This window comes from Streptomyces sp. NPDC093600, assembly GCF_044764755.1.
In the GTDB taxonomy this organism is placed as follows: domain Bacteria; phylum Actinomycetota; class Actinomycetes; order Streptomycetales; family Streptomycetaceae; genus Streptomyces.
Window position 1 is genome coordinate 271,125 of record NZ_JBIWIU010000002.1, and the last position, 19,431, is coordinate 290,555.

Below are 19,431 nucleotides of genomic sequence, written 5' to 3' on the forward strand. Positions count from 1 at the left end.
CGGAACCCTACGCGGGCGGCTCGGCGGCCGTCACCTGCCGGTGCGCGATCTCCGCGAGCCGCGCCTGACCGTCCCTGCTCGGGTGGAACCAGTCCCAGGGGCTGAGCTGCGCCCCGCCGAAACGGTAGGCGAAGACCGCCCCGCCGTCGTACCGGCAGCGGGCGTCCTTCGCGCACTCCTCCCGCAGGACCGTGTTGTACGCCACCACCCGGTCCCGCACCAGCGTCCGGCGCCGCTCGGCGGCCGCGCTCAGATCCAGGGGGTCGGCCAGCATGGAGGCGCAGAGCCCCAGCTTCCAGACCTCCCGGCCCATGGAGCTCACCCGCCCCGTCGACCACAGCCGCATCAGGTCCGGCACGCTCGCCACGTACACCTGCGCCTTGGGCGCGCCCGTCCGCAGCGCGGCCAGCGCCGACGCGAACGAGGCGCGGAACTCGGCGACCGGGGTCATCAGTTCCGTACGGTCCCGGCAGGCGTCGTTCGCGCCCATCATCACCGTCACCAGCTCCGGCTTCGCGGCGGCTGCCTGCTCCATCTGGGCCGGCAGCTCCGCCATCCGCGCCCCGGTCCGCGCCAGGTTCCAGCTGCGCGCGGAGACCCGCTCGGGGCCGAGGAGCCGCAGGGCGAGGCTGTTGACCGCCGCGTCCGTGCCGGTCGCCCAGGAGACCTCGGGGCAGTCGGCCAGGACCGTACAGGCGTCGAAGGCGCGGGTGATGGAGTCGCCGACGGCGGCCACGGAGGAGGGGGAGGGGTCCCAGACGACGGCGGGCCTCGGCTTCGCCCGTACGGACGGCGCGGCCGCCTCGGGAGCCGCCGCGTCGCAGCCGGAGAGCGCGCCCGCGGCCAGCAGCAGCGCCGCCGCGGAGGCGACGGCGGTACGGAAACGTTGTCGGCCGCGCATGTCCTGGCCCCTCCTTCGGCGTCCGTTCGGCGTCCTGGCGAGTGAAAGCTTGGTGTTCACCCGCCCTCGGACCGACCGTACGTCACCCCAAGGGCGGTGCGGCACGGTAGCTTTTCCCCGTCGAACCAGAGGCACCTTTGCCAATCGGCTCCGGTAAATTACATCACGTCACATGCTGTCCCTTTTTCGGGGGTTTGCGAAGTTTTACTCCCGATGCTGTTTACTGAGGCCGCTGGGAAAGGCGAACCTCGTCCCACACTGGAGGTCCCGGTGACGACACGTGGAGTTCTGTACGTTCACTCCGCACCGCGCGCGCTGTGCCCGCACGTCGAATGGGCGGTCGCGGGTGTCCTCGGTGCGAGGGTCCAGCTCGACTGGATCCGCCAGCCGGCGTCCCCCGGCACCTGGAGAGCCGAGTTCTCCTGGCAGGGCGAGACCGGTACCGCCTCCAAACTCGCCTCGGCGCTGCGCGGCTGGCAGATGCTCCGCTTCGAGGTCACCGCGGAACCCTGCCCCACCGCGGAGGGCGAGCGCTACAGCGCCACCCCCGAACTGGGCATCTTCCACGCGGTGACGGGCATGCACGGCGACATCCTCATCCCGGAGGACCGCCTGCGGGCCGCGCTGGCCCGCTCGGCGCAGGGCGAGACGCAGCTTGAGGCGGAGATCGCCAAGCTCCTCGGCAAGCCCTGGGACGACGAACTGGAGCCCTTCCGCTACGCGGGCGAAGGCGCCCCGGTCCGCTGGCTCCACCAGGTCGTCTGACCGCCCCCTCCCGGCACAAGGCGGCCACGACCACGGCCGCCGTTCCGCTGTCTGACGACCCGTCCGGCGGACATGGCGGAGGCCCACCCTCTTCCTCGTGCGTCCCTCGCGACGCTTCGCGGCTTCGGGGCGCTGTGCCGGACTCCGTCCGGCGGACGTGGCGGAGGCCCACCCCCGGGCGGGGAGTGGGCCTCATACCTGAGTGTGGGTCAGACCGTGCGGAACGCCAGGACCACGTTGTGGCCGCCGAAGCCGAACGAGTTGTTGATCGCGGCGATCGTGCCCTGCGGCAGGTCGCGCGGCTCGTCGCGGACGATGTCCGCGTCGACGCTCTCGTCCAGGTCGTCGACGTTGATCGTCGGCGGGGCGACCCGGTGGTGCAGCGCCAGGACCGTCGCGACGGTCTCGATGCCGCCCGCGCCGCCCAGGAGGTGACCCGTCATCGACTTCGTCGCGGAGATCGCGACATGGTCCAGGTCGTCGCCCAGGACCTTCCGCAGCGCCTTGATCTCGGCGACGTCGCCCTGCGGCGTCGACGTGGCGTGCGCGTTGAGGTGGACGACCTCGGACGGCTTCAGGTCCGTCGTGTCCAGCAGGTTCTGCATCGCGGCCGCGATGCCCCGGCCCGTCGGCTCGGGCTGCGCGATGTGGTGGCTGTCGGCCGACAGGCCCTGGCCCAGCACCTCGCAGTAGATCCGCGCGCCACGCGCCTTCGCGTGCTCCTCGGACTCGAGGACCACGACCCCCGCGCCCTCGCCGAGCACGAAGCCGTCACGGGCGGTGTCGTACGGACGCGAGGCCTTGGTGGGCTCGTCGTTGTTCTTGGACATCGCCATCATGTTGGCGAAGGCCGCGATCGGCAGCGGGTGGATCGCCGCCTCCGTGCCGCCGGCCACGACCACGTCGGCCCGGCCGGTACGGATCATCTCGACGGCGTAGCCGATCGCCTCGGCACCCGACGCGCACGCGGAGACCGGGGTGTGCACGCCCGCCTGGGCGTTCACCTCCAGACCGACGTTGGCGGAGGGGCCGTTCGGCATCAGCATGGGAACGGTGTGCGGGGAGACGCGGCGGACGCCCTTCTCCTTCAGCACGTCGTACTGGTCGAGCAGCGTCGTGACACCGCCGATGCCGGAGGCGATGACGGAGCCGAGCCGCTCGGGCGCGATCTTCTCGTCCTCGCCGGCCGGAGCGGTGTAGCCCGCGTCGGCCCACGCCTCGCGGGCCGCGATCAGCGCGAACTGCGCCGAGCGGTCGAGCTTGCGGGCGAGCGGACGGGGCAGAACCTCACCCGGGTCGACCGCGGCGGGCGCGGCGATCTGGACGGGCAGTTCGGCGAATCGTTCACCCTCAAGGGGCTTGACGCCGGAGCGTCCCGCGATCAGACCTTCCCAGGTCGATGCGGAGTCGCCACCCAGCGGTGTGGTTGCGCCGAGACCGGTGACGACCACGGTGCGATTGGTCGAGCTCACAGGAATTCTTTCTCCACGTGTGTGATGGTCGAATGACGGCGCCACCGCCGGGTGGCAGACCGAGTCAGCAGGGGACGGATCAGCCCTGGTGCTTCAGGATGTAGTCGGTCGCGTCGCCGACCGTCTTGAGGTTCTTGACGTCCTCGTCCGGGATCTTGACGTCGAAGCGCTCTTCAGCGGCGACAACGACCTCGACCATGGACAGCGAGTCGACGTCCAGGTCGTCGGTGAAGGACTTGTCCAGCTGGACGTCCTCGGCCGGGATGCCGGCGATCTCGTTCACGATCTCCGCGAGACCTTCGACGATCTCTTCCTGGGTGAAGGCCATGTTGGCGCTCCTTCTGTGATTGCTTCGGTAAAGGGCTTCCGGAAGATCCGGGGTGCCTAGGGGAGGGTAACGACCGTCGCGGCGTACACGAGACCCGCCCCGAAGCCGATGACGAGCGCGGTGTCGCCGCTCTTCGCCTGCCCGGTCGCCAGAAGCCGCTCCATCGCGAGCGGAATCGAGGCGGCCGAGGTGTTGCCGGTGGTCTCGACGTCACGGGCGACCGTCACGTGCTCCGGCAGCTTCAGAGTCTTCACCATCGAGTCGATGATCCGCATGTTCGCCTGGTGCGGGATGAAGACGTCCAGGTCGTCCGCCGAGATGCCGGCGGCGTCCAGCGCCTGCTGGGCGACCTTCGCCATCTCGAAGACGGCCCAGCGGAAGACCGCCTGGCCCTCCTGCGTGATGGCGGGGAACTTGATCTCGCCCTGCTCGTTGAGGGGCAGCTTCGAGACGTCGCCGACGTGGAACTCGTTCCACGGCACGGTCTGCTTGATCGTCTCCGACTTGTCGCCCTCCGAACCCCAGACCGAGGGGCCGATGTGCGGCTCGTCCGAGGGGCCGACGACGACCGCGCCCGCGCCGTCACCGAACAGGAAGGCCGTCGCGCGGTCCTCCAGGTCGGTCAGGTCGCTGAGCCGCTCGACACCGATGACGAGGACGTACTCGGCGGAACCCTCGACGATCATGCCCTTGGCGAGCGTCAGGCCGTAGCCGAAGCCCGCGCAGCCGGCGGAGATGTCGAACGCGGCCGGCTTGCCGGCGCCGATCCGGTCGGCGATCTCGGTGGCGACGGCCGGGGTCTGCTTGAAGTGCGAGACCGTCGAGACGATCACGGCGCCGATCCGCTCGGGGTCGATCCCGGCGGCGGCGAGGGCCTTGCCCGAGGCCTCGACCGACATCGCGGCGACGGTCTCCTCGGGAGAGGCCCAGTGGCGGGTGGCGATACCGGAGCGCGAGCGGATCCACTCGTCGGACGAGTCGATCTTCTCGAGGATCACCTCGTTGGGCACGACCCGGGTCGGGCGGTAGCCGCCGACACCCAGGATCCGCGCGTACGGGGCGCCCTTGCTGGGCTTGATCTTCGACATGCTTCTCGGCTCCTTCTCAGGCTGCGCTTGCAGTCTCGGCGATCAGCGTGCGGGCCGCGTCGAGGTCGTCGGGGGTCTTCAGGGCGACCGTGCGGACACCCGGGAGCGCGCGCTTGGCGAGACCGGTCAGGGTGCCGCCGGGGCACACCTCGATCAGCGCGGTGGCGCCCAGCGCCTGGAAGGTCTCCATGCACAGGTCCCAGCGGACCGGGTTGGCGACCTGGCCGACGAGACGCGCGATGATCTCCGCGCCCTCGGTGACGACCTGGCCGTCCTTGTTCGAGACGTAGCGCACGGTCGGGGCCGCGACGGTCAGCTCCTTCGCCGCCGCCTCCAGCTTCTCGACCGCGGGAGCCATGTGGTGCGTGTGGAACGCGCCGGCGACCTGGAGCGGGACGACCCGGCGGACGCCCTCGGGCTTGTCCTCCGCGAGGGCGGCGAGCTGCTCCAGCGTTCCGGCGGCCACGATCTGGCCGGCGCCGTTCACGTTGGCCGGGGTCAGACCGAGCTTCTCGAGGTGCGGGACGGTCACCTCGGGGTCGCCGCCGAGCAGCGCCGACATACCGGTCTCGGTGACGGCGGCGGCCTCGGCCATCGCCAGACCGCGCGTCCGTACGAGACGCAGCGCGGCGGTGTCGTCGAGGACGCCGGCGAACGCGGCGGCGGTGATCTCACCGACGCTGTGACCGGCGACGGCGCCGGGCGACACGGCACCGAGCGCGGCGGCGGAGAGCAGGCCCGCCGCGACCAGCAGCGGCTGGGCGACGGCGGTGTCGCGGATCTCGTCCGCGGTGGCCTTCGTGCCGTAGTGGGCGAGGTCGAGTCCGATGGCCTCGGACCAGCCCTCGACGCGGTCGGCGGCGCCGGGCAGTTCGAGCCAGGGGGTCAGGAAGCCGGGCGTCTGAGCGCCTTGGCCGGGAGCGACGAGTACGAGCACCCTCACACTCTCTCTTGGGGACGGTCCCGGGCGCCCGTGGGGACAAGGACGAAGAACCGTCGGGGGAATTGTTGGTGTTCGACAAAAGTCTAGGACTGCGGATCTCCGTCGGCCAAGCGCCCCAGGATCAGCGCGATCCGGAGCGTGAACGCCGAACGGACATCGGAGGGTGACCAACCGGTGACGTCGGTCACACGTCGGAGCCGGTATCGCACGGTGTTGGGGTGGACGAAGAGCATCCGTGCGGCGCCTTCGAGGCTGCTCGCCTGCTCCAGATAGACACTCAGTGTTTCCAGGAGAGCCGAGCCCGCCTCCTCCAGCGGTCTGTAGATCTCCTCCACCAGCTGCTCACGGGCCGAGGGGTCGGAGGCGATCGCGCGCTCCGGCAGCAGATCGTCCGCAAGGACCGGCCGGGGCGCGTCCTGCCAGGCCGAGCACGCCTTGAGTCCGGCGGCGGCCGCCTGCGCGGACCGGGTCGCGGCGAGCAGGTCGGGCACGACCGGCCCGGCGACGACCGGCCCCGCCGCGTACGGTCCGATCAGCGCCTTGGCGACCTGGAGCGGGTTGTCGTTGCCGCCGGCGATGACCACGAGCCGGTCGCCGAGGACACCGGTCAGCACCTGGAGCTTGGCGTGCCGGGCGGCGCGGCGGATCGCCTCGACGGTCAGCTCGCTGTCGCCGTCGGGGGCCGTGCCGAGGACGACGCAGACGTGGTCGGGCGAGTTCCAGCCGAGGGCGGCGGCGCGGGAGACGGCGCCCTCGTCGGCCTCGCCGGAGAGGACGGCGTTGACGACGAGCGATTCGAGGCGGGCGTCCCAGGCGCCGCGTGCCTCGGCGGCCTGGGCGTAGACCTGGGCGGTCGCGAAGGCGATCTCGCGGGCGTAGACGAGGAGCGCCTCTCGGAGGACGGACTCGTCGCCGGGGGCGGCGACCTCCTCGATCGCGGTCTCCATCACCTCGATCGTGGTGCGGACCATCTCGACGGTCTGGCGCAGGGTGATCGCGCGCGTCAGTTCGCGCGGGGCGGTGCCGAAGACATCGGTGGAGATGGCCTGCGGGGTCTCGGGATGACGGAACCACTCGGTGAACGCGGCGATACCGGCCTGGGCGACCAGCCCGATCCACGACCGGTTCTCGGGCGGCATCGCGCGGTACCAGGGCAGCGTCTCGTCCATGCGGGCAATGGCGTTGGCGGCGAGCCGCCCGGAGGACTGTTCGAGGCGCTTCAGGGTCGCGGGGTGCGGATGAGCGGCGTTCGTGGGTTCAGGCACGGACCAAGGGTGCCTTATCGGGACGCCGATGTGCGGCCTGGGGTGTTGGGGGCCTTTGTTCCGCCCGTTCCGCCGGGGCGGAACGGGCGGGCGCAGCGGATACCGTGACTGCCGTGATGAGCATTCAGCGCGCGGGAGACCGCTATCCCGGAGGGGACCCCGGCTCCGGGATCGAGACACGGCACGCCTTCTCCTTCGGGCCGCACTACGACCCCGACAACCTCCGCTTCGGCGCGATCCTCGCCTGCAACGAGGAGCGGCTCGCGCCCGGCGCCGGGTTCGACGAGCACCCGCACCGTCACACCGAGATCGTCACCTGGGTCGTCGAGGGCGAGCTGACCCACCGCGACTCGGCCGGCCACACCACCGTCGTCCGCCCCGGGGACGTCCAGCGGCTCAGCTCCGCCGCGGGCGTACGGCACGAGGAGCGCAACGACGCCGACGTGCCGCTGGTCTTCGTCCAGATGTGGCTCGCCCCCCTGGAGCCGGGCGGCGACCCCTCGTACGAGATCGTCCCCGGCATCGCCGACTCGACCCCGTACGCGCTTCCGCAGGCGGCCGCGATGCTGCACGTCCGGCGCCTGGCGGCGGACGAGCGGACCGCGGTCCCCGACGCCGACCTCCTGTACGCGCACGTCGTGCGGGGCACGGTCCGGCTGGACGGCGAGGAGCTGTCCCCCGGCGACGCGGCCCGCGTCACCGACGCCCGGGACCTGGAGCTGCGGGCGATGACGGACGCCGAGGTCCTCCTCTGGGAGATGCGCGCGCCCTGAGGTACGGGATCAGCCGAGCGCGCTCTTCGCCTTCCACTGCTCCCAGGTCAGGTTCCACGCGCCGTAGCCGTTGCCCGGCGCCACCGTGCCCTTGGTGTCCGCGCCGGTGATCTCGAACGGGTCGCCGACCCGCACGGCGGCGTAGAAGGAGGCGGCGTCGGCGTCGCTCATCCCGATGCACCCCGAGCTCTTGTTGGCGCGCCCGAACCACCGCGCGTTCCACGGTGCCGCGTGGGCGTACATGCCCGACCACGTCAGCCGCATCGCGTGGTCGACCATCTTGTCGTAGGCGTTCCCGAGTCCGACCGTCTCGGAGTTCATGTTGATCGTGCCCTCCTTGGCCATCAGGACCGCCGTCCCCCGCCACGACCGCTTGTCGCCGCCCGGCGTACCGCCCGAGACGGGGATCGTGCGCACCGTCCGGCCGTCCCGGACCAGGGCGAGCCGCTTGCGGTCGAGATCGACCTCGACGACCTGCGCCGCCCCGACGGTGAACCCCGTGCGGTAGTCCCGTACGAACCAGCCCCCGCCCGAGTCCGTCCCGTCCAGCCGCGCGTCGAGGGTCACCCGGGTTCCCGGCTTCCAGTACTCCTTGGGCCGCCAGTCCACCCGGTCCTTGCCCGACCAGTCCTTCAGCCAGCCCCAGGAACCGGCCGTGCCGTTCGAGGTGGTCACCTTCAGCTGCTTCTCCACCTCCGCCTTGTGCGTCACCGGCCGGTCGAAGACGATCGACAGCGGCTGCCCGATCCCGACCGTGGTGTTCTTCCCGGGCGCCAGCGTCAGCTTGTTGACGAGCGTCGCCGCCGGTGTCGAGAACGCCGACCGGGTCGTCGACTCCTTGCCGTCGGCGGTACGGGCCGTGGCCTCCACGGTGTAGGAGGTGCCGGGCGCCGCCTTGCGTTCGGAGACCCAGGACGTCCCGCCGGCGGCCGTGCGGCCCGCGAGCACCCCGCCCTCCGCGTCGACCACCTTCACCGCCGTCAAGGTGCCGCCCGAGGCGGTGACCGTCACCACTCGGCCGGCCGCCGGGGACGCCACGGCCACCTTCGCCGGAGGGGCCGGGCTCCCGGTGGCGGAGGGCGTGCCCTCCCACTCCACCGCCCCCGCCCCCGCCGTACAGGCGGTCAGGGCCGAGCACAGGGCGACGGCCGCGACGGCGGGGCGTATCCGGGTGCGCGGGCGCATGCGTACGGGAATCACGGAAGCCTCCGAAAAAGTCATGGGATGCCCGGACTGTAGGCCGCCGTACGCGCCCCCGGAGCCGTGTGACAAGGGCTGCAGAAAAACGGTCATCGTCCGGTCACATTCACCGCGCGGACCGGTCAAGGACGGCTGTGAGCATCCTGTGCGCCCCCGACCGAGGGGCGGAACCAGGAGGCTCACGTTGTGTCAGCTCTGCTCATGACGGCCGCACCGCACCGCGCCCCCCTCACCCCGGAGCTCCTCACCGCCGAGGCGTACCGCGCCTTCCTCACCAGGACCGGCGCCGGCGCCGGCTTCCTCCAACTGCCCTCCTGGGCCGAGGTCAAGGAGGGCTGGCGCCACCAACTCATCGGCTGGCGACCCGAGTCCGGCGAACTCACCGGCGTCGCCCTCGTCCTGCTGCGCCCCTTCCCGGGCACCCGCAAGTACTTCGCCTACCTCCCCGAAGGTCCCGTCGCCGACTGGACCGACCCGGACATCGACGGCTGGCTCACCCCACTGCTCGGCCATCTGCGTGCCACCGGCGCCTTCGCCGTACGCATCGGGCCCTCGCCCGCCTTCCGCCGCTGGAACGCCGCCACCCTCAAGGCGAACACCGGGCCCGGCCGCCGTCTCGCCGACGTCCTCGCCGACGAGGTGGACCCGCTCGGCACCGCCGTCGCCGAACGGCTGCGGGCGCGGGGCTGGCGCCGTTGCGGCGGGGACTCCGCCGACGGCACCGACGCCCAGCCCCGCCACGTCTACCGGGTGCCCCTCGCCGGCCGCACCACCGACGACCTGTGGAACGGCCTCAACCAGGAGTGGCGGCGCAACGTCCGCAAGGCGCGCAAGGCGGGCGTCGAGGTCGTCGTCGGCTCCGCCGCCGACCTGCCCGAGTTCTACCGCCTCCTGCGGATCACCGAGGAGCGCGACGGCTTCCGGCTCGGGCGCTCCCTCGCGTACTACGAACGCCAGTACGCGGTGCTGAACGCCGAGGAACCCGGCCGGATGAAGCTCTACCTCGCCCGCCACGAGGGCGAGATCCTCGCCGCCCACACGATGATCACCGCCGGCCGCCGGGTCTGGTACCAGACCGGTGCCAGCGCCGACCACCGCCGCGAGGTCCGCCCCTCCAACGCCCTGCAGTGGCGGATGATGCTCGACGCCCACGCCCTCGGGGCCGACGTCTACGACATGCGCGGGATACCCTCCACCCTTGATCCGGACGACCGCGCCCACGGACTGCTGCGCTGGAAGCTCGGCACGGGCGGGGAGGCCGTCGAGACGCTGGGGGAGTGGGAGACACCGATGGACGGCACGACCAACCACACGCTGTACCGCGCCTTCCAGGCGTACCTGGCCCGCCGGTGACGGCCGTCCTCGCGGAGCGCCCGACGGAGCGCCGGGCCCCGTCCGTGCTCCGCAGCGGCGCGCTCATGGCCGCCGGTTCGCTCGTCTCCCGCGCCACCGGCTTCGTCCGCTCGGCGGTCGTCGCCGCCGCGCTCGGCACCGGGCTCGTCGCCGACGGGTACTCCGTCGGCAACTCCGTCCCCACGATCGTGTACATGCTGCTGCTCGGCGGCGCGCTCAACGCGGTCTTCGTCCCTGAGCTGGTCAAGGCCGCGAAGGAGCACGAGGACGGCGGCGCCGCCTACACCGACCGGCTGCTGACCGTCTGCGTCCTCGCGCTCGCCGCGCTCACCGCGGGCGCGGTGTACGCGGCTCCCGCGATCGTCGAGGCGTACACCGGCTACACCGGCGCGCAGGCGTCCATGACCGTCGCCTTCGCCCGCTACTGCCTGCCGCAGATCTTCTTCCTCGGGCTGTTCACCCTGCTCGGGCAGGTGCTCAACGCGCGCGGCCGGTTCGGCGCGATGATGTGGACGCCCGTCCTGAACAACGTGGTCGTCGTGGCCGTCTTCGGGCTGTACCTCGCCGTCACCGACGGCGGCGAACTCACGCCCGGCGAGACGGCGCTGCTCGGCTGGGGCACCACCGCCGGCATCGCGCTCCAGGCCCTCGCGCTCGCGCCGTCGCTGCGTGCCGCCGGCTTCCGCTGGCGGCCCCGCCTCGACTGGCGCGGCAGCGGGCTCGCGGCGCCGCTGCGGTCGGCCGGCTGGCTGGTGCTGCTCGTCCTCACCAACCAGGCCGCGTACTGGCTGACGACCCGGCTGGCCACCGCGGCGGGCCGCGTCGCCGAGGGCGCGGGCCTCGCCGCGTACAACAACGCCTACCTGCTGTGGGCCGTGCCGCACGGCATCGTCACCGTCGCGCTGGTGACCGCGCTGCTGCCCCGCATGAGCGCGGCGGCGGCGGACGGCGACCTCGCGCGCGTGCGGCGGGACGTGTCGTACGCGCAGCGCACCAGCGCGGCGGCGGTCGTGCCGGCGGCCTGCGCCCTGTTCGCGCTGGCGGTGCCGCTGATGGCGGTCGTCTTCCAGTACGGCAGGACCGACGCGGAGGCGGTCCGGTCGATGGCCTGGATCCTGATGGCCCTCGCGCCCGGCCTGATCGCCCTGTCCGGCCAGTACGTCTGCACCCGCGCCTTCTACGCCCTGCGCGACACCCGTACCCCCTTCTTCCTGAACCTCGTCATCGCCGCCCTCAACGCCACCCTCTCCCTGACGGCCGCGACCCTCCTGCCCGCCCGCTGGACGGTGGTGGGCCTGTCCCTCGGCTACTCCACGGCCCTGTGGGCGGGCTGGGCCCTCACAACGTACGTCCTGCGCCGCCGCCTGGCCCGGCTCGCGGCGAGCCCGGCGGGGGCCTCGGAGGAAGCGGCGGCGAGCGGGTCGGGCGCGGCGGACGGCCCGGTGGCGCTGAGCGGGCCCGGCGCGGCGGACGGCCCGGTGGCCGGGACCGGCGCCGGTACGGCAGCGGGCGCCGCCCCCGCCGCCCCAGCGACCCCCGCCGTCCACCCGGCGCCGAAAGCGTCCGAGACCGAGGCCGGGGCACAGGGCGTCGGCGACGGGCGGGCGCTCGTGCGGATGCTGGTCGCGGCCGTGCCGGCGGCCGGCTTCGCGCTCGGGGTCGTCGACGCCGTCGCGCCGGCGGGTCCGCTCGCCGCCGGCGGGGCCGGTGCGGTGACGATCCTCGCCGTCTTCGCCGGCCTCGCCCGCCCCCTTCGCCTCACCGAGCTCCACACCCTTCTGACCACCACCGCCGGACGCCTGCGAACTCGTCGCTGACGGCCGGCCCCCAGGACCTTGGATACTCCACAGATGCCACGCGTGCTCCTGATAGAAGACGACCCCTCCGTCCGCGAAGGGGTCGAGCTCGGTCTGCGCCGCCGCGGGCACGAGGTCCGTACCGCCGCGACCGGCGAGGCGGGTCTCGCCGCGCTCGGAGACTTCCGCCCGGATCTGCTGCTGCTCGACCTGATGCTCCCCGGCATGAACGGGGTCCAGGTCTGCCGCCGGGTCCGCGAGGACAGCCAGCTGCCGATCATCATGCTCACCGCCCGCGGCGACGACTTCGACGTGGTCGTCGGCCTGGAGGCCGGGGCCGACGACTACATCGTCAAGCCGGCCCGTACCGAGGTCATCGAGGCCCGCATCCGCGCCGTCCTGCGCCGCATCGAGGAGCCGGGCGGCGGGCGGCCGGCGGTCGAGTGCCACGGGGAGCTGACCATCGACCGGGCCGGGCTGACCGTCGCCAAGAACGGCGAGCGGCTCGCCCTGGCGCCGTCCGAGCTCAAGCTCCTCCTGCACCTCACGGCCGCCCCCGAGCAGGTCTTCAGCCGCCAGCAACTCCTCGAACACGTCTGGGAGCACAGCTTCCACGGAGACTCCCGCCTCGTCGACGCCTGCGTCCGCCGACTGCGGAACAAGATCGAGGACACGCCCGGCGAGCCCCGCTACATCCAGACCCTGCGCGGCTTCGGCTACCGCTTCGGACCGCTGCGCGGGCCCGCGTGAGCCGGGAGCCGATACCCGAGGGGGCGGGGAGCGGGACGCGTACCGCCGCTCCGAAGCCGCGCACCAGCCGCCGGGGCGGCCGCCCCCGCCCCTTCGGGCTCCGCACCCGCCTCGTCCTCGCCTTCCTCCTCGTCGCCGCCGCCGGCTGCGGCACCACCGCCGCGCTCACCTACCGGGCCGCTCGCAACGCCATCCTCGAACAGACCCAGGACATCGCCGTCTCCCACTTCCGGGAGCAGGCCGAGACCGTCCAGGTCGGGCTGCCCGTCGACCGCGAGGTGCTGCAGGACGCGGTCCGCCGGATCGCCCGCCAGGGAAAACCGCGCCCCTGGCGGGTCTTCGCCGAGTACGGCACCCTCCGTGTCTCCTCCACCACCAGCCCCACCTCCACCGTGGTCACCCCCGCCCTGCGCCGCAGCGCCCTCGGCGCACAGCACGGCAGCTTCCAGCGGGTCGCCAGCGGCGGCAGGACGTGGCTCACCGTCGCCCTGCCGGTCGTCCACACGCCGGGCGAGGAGAGCGGCGGGACCCGCCACACCGGTCTCGTCCTGTACGCCGTGATGGAGCTGGACGTGGAGGAGGCCAACATCCGGGCCCTGGTCACCGCCGCCCGCGACGGCTTCCTGCCCGCCCTCGCCGTCGCCCTGTTCCCCGCCCTGTTCGCGGCGCGCAGCGTGCTGCGCCCCGTACGCGACCTGCGGCGGGCCGCGCGCAACATGGGGGAGGGCAGGCTCGACACCCGGATCCAGGTGAAGGGCCGCGACGAACTCGCCGACCTGGCCCACACCTTCAACGAGTCCGCCGCCGAGCTGGAACGCTCCGTCGTCGAACTGCGCCAGGCCGAGGCCCGCGCCCGCCGCTTCGCCTCCGACGTCTCCCACGAGCTGCGCACCCCGCTCGCGGGCATGCTCGCCGTCACCGAGGTCCTCGACGAGGACGCGGACGGACTCGACCCCGACACGGCCGCCGCCGTCCGGCTGATCAGCTCGGAGACCGGCAAACTCGCCGTCCTCGTCGAGGACCTGATGGAGATCTCCCGGTTCGACGCGCGCGCCGCCGAGCTCCACACCGACGAGGTGGACGTGGCCGAGACCATCCGCCGCACGCTGCTGAGCAGACGGTGGACGGACCCGGCGCAGATCGTCACCGACCTGCCCGACGGCATCCGCGCCCGCCTCGATCCGCGCCGCTTCGACGTGGTGGTCGCCAACCTCGTCGGCAACGCCCTGCGCCACGGCCGCCCGCCGGTCACCGTCCGGCTCTCCACCGCCTTCCGCGCGGACGACGCGAGCACCTGGCTCGTCACCGAGGTCGCCGACCGGGGCCCGGGCATCCACCCCGAGGTGCTGCCGCACGTCTTCGACCGCTTCTACAAGGCCGATCAGGCCCGTACCCGCTCGGCGGGCAGCGGACTGGGACTCGCGATCACCCTGGAGAACGTACGGCTGCACGGCGGCACGGTCCACGCCGTGAACGACCCCGCGGGCGGCGCCGTGTTCGTGGTCGAGATGCCGCTGACGGCGGGACGGGAGGAGGACGCGTGAGACGGCTGCGCGGGGCCCTCGCCCCGGCCGTACTGCTCCTTGCCACCACCGGCTGCGGCATCCAGCAGACCGACGTGGTCGAGGCGGGCCCCGGTGCGACCGTCACCGTCATCCCGCCCGGCGAGGAGCGGATGCTCCTCTTCCTCGTCGACCGGGACGGCAGGGTGCGGCCGGTGGCCCGGGCGATGAGCAACCCCCTGGTGCACTGGGACACCGGACCCAGCAGCGGGACCGGCACCGAGTCGCCGTGGACACCTGCCGAAACGGAAGGCCCGGGCGGCTCGGGCGCCGAGACGGGCCTGGACAAGGCCCGTACGAAGGCCGGCAAGGCGCTCGTCGTCCTGTCCATCGGCCCGACCGACGCCGAACGGGACGCCGGTCTCGGCTCCCGGCTGCCCGGCGACGGCGAGTCCCCGGTCACGATCGTCGATCAGAGCACCCAGGGCGGCAGGACCACGATCAGAACGTCGATGCCCGTCAAGGAACTGGAGGGGACCGCCGTTCAGCAGGTCGTCTGCACGGTCGCGTACGCCGAGGACCCCACCGCGCCACCGGAGGTCGTCCTGGTCGGCCCCGACGGCGAACTCCCGGCCACCCGCTGCGAATAGGGGCCCTCAGGAGGGGTTCGCCGCGCGCAGCTCCGTCAGGACCGCGTCGGTGAACGGCGGCCACGCCTCCACCGCCCAGGGGCCGAAGGCCCGGTCGGTCAGCGCCACGCACGCGGCCCGCGCGTCCGGGTCGATCCACAGGAACGTGCCCGACTGGCCGAAGTGCCCGAACGTACGCGGGGAGGACGAGGCCCCCGTCCAGTGCGGCGACTTGGAGTCCCGGATCTCGAAGCCGAGCCCCCAGTCGTTGGGCCTCTGATGGCCGTAGCCCGGCAGGATGCCGGTCAGACCGGGGTACGTCACCGTCATCGCGTCGAGCACCGTGCGGGCGTCGAGCAGCCGGGGCGCCTGTACCTCCGCCGCGAACCGCGTCAGGTCGTCGACGGTCGACACCGCGTCCTTGGCGGGGGAGCCCTCCAGGGTCGTCGACGTCATGCCCAGCGGCTCCAGGACCGCCTGGTGGAGATAGTCGGCGAAGGGGATGTCCGTGGCCTTGGCGACATGGTCGCCGAGCGCCTCGAAGCCGCTGTTGGAGTAGATCCGGCGTGCACCGGGCGCGGCCATGACCTTCGGCTCGTCGAAGGCGAGGCCCGAGGTGTGGGCCAGCAGGTGCCGGACGGTCGCGCCCTCGGGCCCGGCCGGCTCGTCGAGGTCGATCGCCCCCTCCTCGTACGCGACGAGGACGGCGTACGCCGCGAGCGGCTTGGTGACGGAGGCGAGCGGGAACCGCTGCCCGGTGGGGCCGTGGGACCCGGCCAGCGTGCCGTCCGCGCGGACGACGGCGGCGGCCGCGGTGGGGACGGGCCAGTTCTCGATCAACGCCAGGCTCTGCATGCGGCCGAGCCTACTTGCTGGCCGAGCCCACTTGCTTGGAGTGCACTCCAAGGTCCTAGCGTGGGGCCATGAGCGTGATCACGGGCACCAGCTCGCAGGACCCCGCGTTTCCGCGGCCGGACGGTCAGGACCGCTACACGATCAGCGAGGTGGCCGCCTGGACCGGGCTCTCGGCGCACACCCTGCGCTGGTACGAGCGGATCGGGCTGATGCCGCACGTCGACCGTTCGCACACCGGCCAGCGGCGCTTCACCAACCGTGACCTGGGCTGGCTGACCTTCGTCGGCAAGCTCCGGCTGACCGGGATGCCGGTCGCCTCGATGGTCCGGTACGCGGAGCTGGTCCGCGAGGGCGACCACACCTTCGCCGAACGGCGCGAGCTCCTGGAGTCCACCCGGCGAGACGTGCTGTCCCGGATCGAGGAACTCCACGACACGCTCGCCGTTCTGGACCTCAAGATCAGTCACTACGGAAAGGCATGACCCGATGAGCAGGATTTCCACGGTCCGGCTGGGCACGGACGGGCCGGAGATCGGCGTCCAGGGATTCGGTGCCATGGGCATCAGCGAGTTCTACGGCGACACCGACGAGGCCGCCGCCCGCGACACCCTCGACGCGGCCCTGGAGGCCGGGGTCACCCTGATCGACACCGCGGACGTCTACGGGCAGGGCGCCAACGAGGAGTTCCTCGCCCCGTTCGTCGCCGCGCACCGCGACGAGATCGTCCTCGCCACCAAGTTCGGCATCGAGCGCCGCGCCGACGACCCGCACTACCGGGGCATCAACAACGACCCCGCGTACATCAGGAAGTCCGCCGAGGACAGCCTGCGCCGTCTCGGCGTCGACACCATCGACCTCTACTACATGCACCGGCGGAGCCCTGACGTCCCGCTCGCCGAGTCGGTCGGCGCGATGGCGGAGCTGGTACGGGAGGGCAAGGTCCGCCACCTCGGCCTGAGCGAGGTCACGGGCGCGGAGCTGCGCGAGGCGTACGCCGTGCATCCGATCGCCGCGCTGCAGTCGGAGTGGTCGCTGTTCTCGCGGGACGTGGAGCGCAGCGCCGTCGGCGCGGCGGCGGACCTCGGCGTCACCTTCGTGCCGTACTCCCCGCTCGGCCGGGGCTTTCTGACCGGTGCCTTCGTGGACGCCTCGAAGGATCTGTCGGGCAGCGACTTCCGCCAGTACCAGCCCCGTTTCACGGGCGAGAACGCGGAGCGGAACGCGGCCCTCCTCACGCCGGTCCTGAAGATCGCGGCGGCGCACGGGGCGACGGCGGCGCAGATCGCCCTCGCCTGGGTGCAGCAGCGGTCCTCGGTGCACGGCCTGGCGGTCGTCCCGATCCCCGGCACCCGCAAGCGCGCCCGTCTGGAGGAGAACGCGGCGGCCACCCGGATCACGCTGACGGAGGCGGAGCTCGCGGAACTGGAGCCGATCGCCGCCGAGGTGGCGGGGGACCGGTACCCGGACATGAGCTTCACCTCGGCGGCGCGGGAGTAACGTCGGCCGGGGCCCGCGCCTCGGCGGCGCGGGAGGAGTGCCGGCGGGCCCGTGCCTCGGCGGCGCGGGAGTAACGTCGGCCGGGACCCGGTCGGCTCACGCGAGGCCCAGGGCGAAGACCGCGAAGCCCGCCGCGAGGAGTCCCGCCGCCGCCCGCCGGACCGGGCCGGTCCGCGTCCACGGGGACTCGAAGCCGCGCGCGTACCGCCCGACGAGAACGAGCAGCCCGGCGAAGAGCGGCATCCAGGCCAGCCGGGCGGCGATCCAGCCGACGGTGTCGGGCGCGCCGATCAGGCCGGGGATCTCGCCCACGAAGGAGGCGGGGACCGCGGCGGCGAGCATCGCCGTCTGGTGCCAGCACAGGATCGTCATCGCCGACAGGTTGATCACGACGACCGGCGCCCACAGCGCGGGCCGCTTCAGCAGCCTCCCCAGCCGGTCCCGCAGGAGGATCGCGGCGCCGCTCTGCGTGGCGGCGAGGGCGAGGACGAGCAGCGACGGCGGGTGGGAGTTGGTACGGGCCTCGCCGGGGACGCCGACCATCGAGGCGGGGTAGCCGAAGACGAGGAGCAGGGCGGCGAAGAGCGCCGCGCCTCCGGCCAGCAGCCCCCAGGCGTGCCGCCGGGTGATCCGGCCCTCGGCCCAGCAGACGCCGAGCTGGTAGGCGAAGAGCCAGCCGGGGAGGATGTTGAGCGCGCTCAGCCAGGACGGCACGGCCTCGGCGTACGGCCCGTAGCGCAGGAGGTCGACGACGGCGACGGAGCCGAGCAGCGGGGCGGCCGCCCAGGCGCCCGCCCGGCGGGCGGCCCGGACGCAGAGCGGGGTGAGGGCGGTGACGACCGTGTACACGCCGACGAACCAGAGCGGCTGGATGACGAGCGTGGACGCCGTCCGCAGGGTGTCGCCGGGAACCCCGAACCCGTGGTGCAGCAGCGGCAGCAGCAGCGCCCAGACGGCGGTGACGCCGAGGACGGGGCGTCCCAGACGGGCCAGGCGCGCCTTGAGCCAGTCGCCGGTGGAGCCCTTCCTCCCGGCGTACGACAGGACGGAGGCGTAGCCGCCGACAAGGAAGAAGATCCCCAGCATCTGCAGGATCCAGCTGACCGGGGCGAGTCCGCCGAAGGCCGAGAGCGGGCTGGCGTTGTGCAGAGCTCCGTCCGGGGAGAGGGTGAAGCCGCCGAGCAGCCAGTGCCCGGTCGGCACGGCGAGCAGGGCGAGGGCGCGCAGGCCGTCCACGGCCCGGTCGCGATGGGCCGGCGTACGGGCCTCGATCTTCTCGGCGAGACGGTTCATCGGACCTCACCCCGGGCGATGGCGGCGAAGGCACGCAGGGAACGGGTGCCGGCGGCGAAGTAGCCGTCGTGGCCCCGGGCGTCGTCGGCGGGGACGCGGCGGGCACCGAAGGCGGGGTCGGTGGGGTCCTCGCCGTGGCCGAGCCCCGCGAAGCGGACGTTCGGGACCTTGCCGATCCAGTCGGAGGGGTCCTTGGCGGCCCACACCCGGGCGGTGGTGCGCAGTTCGCGGACGTTGTCGGCGCGCATGCCGGGGGAGGCGAGGACGACGAGGTCCTTGGCCTTCAGGCCGTGGGCGGCGAGGCCGCAGACGACGGAGCCGTAGCTGTGGCAGAAGACGGCCGGCTCGGCGGCGCCGACGGCGTCGAGCCCGTCGGCGAACCGCGTCAGCCGCTCCGCCCCGGCCTCGGCGAGCTTCCCGGTGGCGGCGTCGACGCCGACGCCGACGGGGGTGGTGTAGCCCGCCCAGGCGACGACGGCGGTGTCGTCGCCCGCGGCGCGGCGCAGGGCGTCGGCCTTCTCGGTGAGAGGAGCGATGTTCCCGGCGTCGACGTCGGACCCCGGTACGACGACGGCGACGTGCCGGGCCCTGGCCAGGTCCCCGTGCACCAGGGCGACCTGGCCCCGGCCGCGGGGGTCGTAGGCGAGGATCCGGCGCCCCGCGTACCGAGGTCCGGCGGTCAGGGCGTTGGCCTCGTACCGGAGGGGGAGGGGGGCGCCGTCGAGGTTCCCGACGACGGAGGGGTGCGCGCGGGCGAGCTGACGCTGCCGGGCCGGGCTCAGCCCCCGGAAGTACGCGGCGACCTGCGCGGCCGTCATCCGGGCCGGATCGGGCAGCCCCTCCGCCCGCCAGGCCTCCGTCCCGGCCGGCACCCCGGTCACGGCCTGCTGCGCACTCCCGGACGCCCACCCGGCCGTCCCGGCCACCACCGTGGTGGTGAGCGCGGCGGTGACCAGGGTTCTCGCATAGCGGCGCATATGGCTGCCCTCCCTCTTCCTGTCTCTCGTTCGTGGCGAGGGGA

19 protein-coding genes are annotated in these 19,431 nt (G+C 73.0%); 9 read left to right on the forward strand and 10 right to left on the reverse strand.

Features of this window, described 5'->3' with window-relative positions:
* Positions 1 to 7: 7 nt before the first annotated feature.
* On the reverse strand, positions 8 to 901 hold the full coding sequence (locus ACIRB4_RS06895) for an SGNH/GDSL hydrolase family protein (RefSeq protein WP_403288957.1): 894 nt from the start codon (positions 899 to 901) through the stop codon (positions 8 to 10).
* 270 nt (positions 902 to 1,171) lie between these two features.
* Between ACIRB4_RS06895 and ACIRB4_RS06900 the strand changes: the two genes are divergently transcribed.
* A complete protein-coding gene (locus ACIRB4_RS06900; RefSeq protein WP_356888703.1) occupies positions 1,172 to 1,666 on the forward strand; it encodes a DUF3145 domain-containing protein in 495 nt (164 codons plus the stop codon).
* A gap of 209 nt (positions 1,667 to 1,875) precedes the next feature.
* Here ACIRB4_RS06900 and fabF read toward each other — a convergent pair whose 3' ends face one another.
* The 5 genes from fabF to fasR form a co-directional block, all read right to left on the reverse strand.
* A complete protein-coding gene (fabF, locus tag ACIRB4_RS06905; protein WP_403288958.1) occupies positions 1,876 to 3,138 on the reverse strand; it encodes a beta-ketoacyl-ACP synthase II in 1,263 nt (420 codons plus the stop codon).
* A 79-nt stretch (positions 3,139 to 3,217) separates the two neighbouring features.
* On the reverse strand, positions 3,218 to 3,466 hold the full coding sequence (locus ACIRB4_RS06910) for an acyl carrier protein (protein WP_215067269.1): 249 nt from the start codon (positions 3,464 to 3,466) through the stop codon (positions 3,218 to 3,220).
* Positions 3,467 to 3,522: 56 nt separating this feature from the next.
* On the reverse strand, positions 3,523 to 4,554 hold the full coding sequence (locus tag ACIRB4_RS06915) for a ketoacyl-ACP synthase III (RefSeq protein ID WP_403288960.1): 1,032 nt from the start codon (positions 4,552 to 4,554) through the stop codon (positions 3,523 to 3,525).
* Positions 4,555 to 4,570: 16 nt separating this feature from the next.
* The gene (locus tag ACIRB4_RS06920) at positions 4,571 to 5,491 is read right to left on the reverse strand and encodes an ACP S-malonyltransferase (RefSeq protein ID WP_403288961.1); all 921 of its coding nucleotides are present in this window, start codon (positions 5,489 to 5,491) and stop codon (positions 4,571 to 4,573) included.
* Between the two features lie 89 nt (positions 5,492 to 5,580).
* A complete protein-coding gene (gene fasR, locus ACIRB4_RS06925) occupies positions 5,581 to 6,762 on the reverse strand; it encodes a fatty acid biosynthesis transcriptional regulator FasR (RefSeq protein WP_356888707.1) in 1,182 nt (393 codons plus the stop codon).
* A 116-nt stretch (positions 6,763 to 6,878) separates the two neighbouring features.
* Here fasR and ACIRB4_RS06930 point away from each other — a divergent pair, with 116 nt between their 5' ends.
* Entirely contained in the window at positions 6,879 to 7,535 is a 657-nt protein-coding gene (locus tag ACIRB4_RS06930) for a pirin family protein (RefSeq protein WP_403288963.1), read from the forward strand.
* Between the two features lie 9 nt (positions 7,536 to 7,544).
* Here the strand turns inward: ACIRB4_RS06930 and ACIRB4_RS06935 are convergent, their stop codons facing one another.
* Entirely contained in the window at positions 7,545 to 8,735 is a 1,191-nt protein-coding gene (locus tag ACIRB4_RS06935) for an Ig-like domain-containing protein (protein WP_403288964.1), read from the reverse strand.
* A 186-nt stretch (positions 8,736 to 8,921) separates the two neighbouring features.
* Between ACIRB4_RS06935 and ACIRB4_RS06940 the strand changes: the two genes are divergently transcribed.
* From ACIRB4_RS06940 to ACIRB4_RS06960, 5 genes are all read left to right on the forward strand, one after another.
* Positions 8,922 to 10,088 carry a lipid II:glycine glycyltransferase FemX gene (locus ACIRB4_RS06940; RefSeq protein ID WP_403288965.1) on the forward strand — a complete coding sequence of 389 codons (1,167 nt, stop codon included), beginning with the start codon at positions 8,922 to 8,924 and terminating at the stop codon, positions 10,086 to 10,088.
* 65 nt (positions 10,089 to 10,153) lie between these two features.
* The gene (gene murJ, locus ACIRB4_RS06945) at positions 10,154 to 11,905 is read left to right on the forward strand and encodes a murein biosynthesis integral membrane protein MurJ (protein WP_403289624.1); all 1,752 of its coding nucleotides are present in this window, start codon (positions 10,154 to 10,156) and stop codon (positions 11,903 to 11,905) included.
* A gap of 33 nt (positions 11,906 to 11,938) precedes the next feature.
* Positions 11,939 to 12,634, forward strand: coding sequence for a response regulator (locus ACIRB4_RS06950; RefSeq protein WP_403288966.1), 696 nt, complete (start codon positions 11,939 to 11,941; stop codon positions 12,632 to 12,634).
* Positions 12,631 to 14,178, forward strand: a complete 1,548-nt coding sequence (locus ACIRB4_RS06955) for an ATP-binding protein (RefSeq protein WP_403288967.1) — start codon at positions 12,631 to 12,633, stop codon at positions 14,176 to 14,178. Before ACIRB4_RS06950 ends, ACIRB4_RS06955 begins: the two co-directional genes overlap by 4 nt.
* On the forward strand, positions 14,175 to 14,786 hold the full coding sequence (locus ACIRB4_RS06960) for a hypothetical protein (RefSeq protein ID WP_403288968.1): 612 nt from the start codon (positions 14,175 to 14,177) through the stop codon (positions 14,784 to 14,786). Before ACIRB4_RS06955 ends, ACIRB4_RS06960 begins: the two co-directional genes overlap by 4 nt.
* Positions 14,787 to 14,792: 6 nt before the next feature.
* Here ACIRB4_RS06960 and ACIRB4_RS06965 read toward each other — a convergent pair whose 3' ends face one another.
* On the reverse strand, positions 14,793 to 15,620 hold the full coding sequence (locus ACIRB4_RS06965) for a serine hydrolase domain-containing protein (protein ID WP_403288970.1): 828 nt from the start codon (positions 15,618 to 15,620) through the stop codon (positions 14,793 to 14,795).
* 68 nt (positions 15,621 to 15,688) lie between these two features.
* Between ACIRB4_RS06965 and ACIRB4_RS06970 the strand changes: the two genes are divergently transcribed.
* Positions 15,689 to 16,102: a MerR family transcriptional regulator gene (locus ACIRB4_RS06970; RefSeq protein ID WP_403288972.1), complete on the forward strand. Its 414-nt coding sequence runs from the start codon at positions 15,689 to 15,691 to the stop codon at positions 16,100 to 16,102.
* A gap of 4 nt (positions 16,103 to 16,106) precedes the next feature.
* Positions 16,107 to 17,117, forward strand: a complete 1,011-nt coding sequence (locus ACIRB4_RS06975; RefSeq protein WP_403288973.1) for an aldo/keto reductase — start codon at positions 16,107 to 16,109, stop codon at positions 17,115 to 17,117.
* A gap of 96 nt (positions 17,118 to 17,213) precedes the next feature.
* On the opposite strand, the gene ACIRB4_RS06980 is transcribed toward ACIRB4_RS06975, so the two are convergent.
* Positions 17,214 to 18,410, reverse strand: coding sequence for an acyltransferase (locus tag ACIRB4_RS06980; RefSeq protein ID WP_403288974.1), 1,197 nt, complete (start codon positions 18,408 to 18,410; stop codon positions 17,214 to 17,216).
* Positions 18,407 to 19,387 (reverse strand): alpha/beta hydrolase, encoded by a 981-nt coding sequence (locus ACIRB4_RS06985; RefSeq protein ID WP_403288975.1) that lies wholly within the window; start codon positions 19,385 to 19,387, stop codon positions 18,407 to 18,409. The genes ACIRB4_RS06980 and ACIRB4_RS06985 overlap by 4 nt, the downstream gene beginning before the upstream one ends.
* Positions 19,388 to 19,431 lie beyond the last annotated feature (44 nt).

Coding starts and splice junctions, on each gene's coding strand:
- ACIRB4_RS06895 (WP_403288957.1), bottom strand. CDS start 901: ATGCGCGGCCGACAACGTTTCCGTACCGCCGTCGCCTCCGCGGCGGCG.
- ACIRB4_RS06910 (WP_215067269.1), bottom strand. CDS start 3,466: ATGGCCTTCACCCAGGAAGAGATCGTCGAAGGTCTCGCGGAGATCGTG.
- ACIRB4_RS06915 (WP_403288960.1), bottom strand. CDS start 4,554: ATGTCGAAGATCAAGCCCAGCAAGGGCGCCCCGTACGCGCGGATCCTG.
- ACIRB4_RS06930 (WP_403288963.1), top strand. CDS start 6,879: ATGAGCATTCAGCGCGCGGGAGACCGCTATCCCGGAGGGGACCCCGGC.
- murJ (WP_403289624.1), top strand. CDS start 10,154: ATGGCCGCCGGTTCGCTCGTCTCCCGCGCCACCGGCTTCGTCCGCTCG.
- ACIRB4_RS06950 (WP_403288966.1), top strand. CDS start 11,939: ATGCCACGCGTGCTCCTGATAGAAGACGACCCCTCCGTCCGCGAAGGG.
- ACIRB4_RS06965 (WP_403288970.1), bottom strand. CDS start 15,620: ATGCAGAGCCTGGCGTTGATCGAGAACTGGCCCGTCCCCACCGCGGCC.
- ACIRB4_RS06970 (WP_403288972.1), top strand. CDS start 15,689: ATGAGCGTGATCACGGGCACCAGCTCGCAGGACCCCGCGTTTCCGCGG.
- ACIRB4_RS06975 (WP_403288973.1), top strand. CDS start 16,107: ATGAGCAGGATTTCCACGGTCCGGCTGGGCACGGACGGGCCGGAGATC.
- ACIRB4_RS06980 (WP_403288974.1), bottom strand. CDS start 18,410: ATGAACCGTCTCGCCGAGAAGATCGAGGCCCGTACGCCGGCCCATCGC.
- ACIRB4_RS06985 (WP_403288975.1), bottom strand. CDS start 19,387: ATGCGCCGCTATGCGAGAACCCTGGTCACCGCCGCGCTCACCACCACG.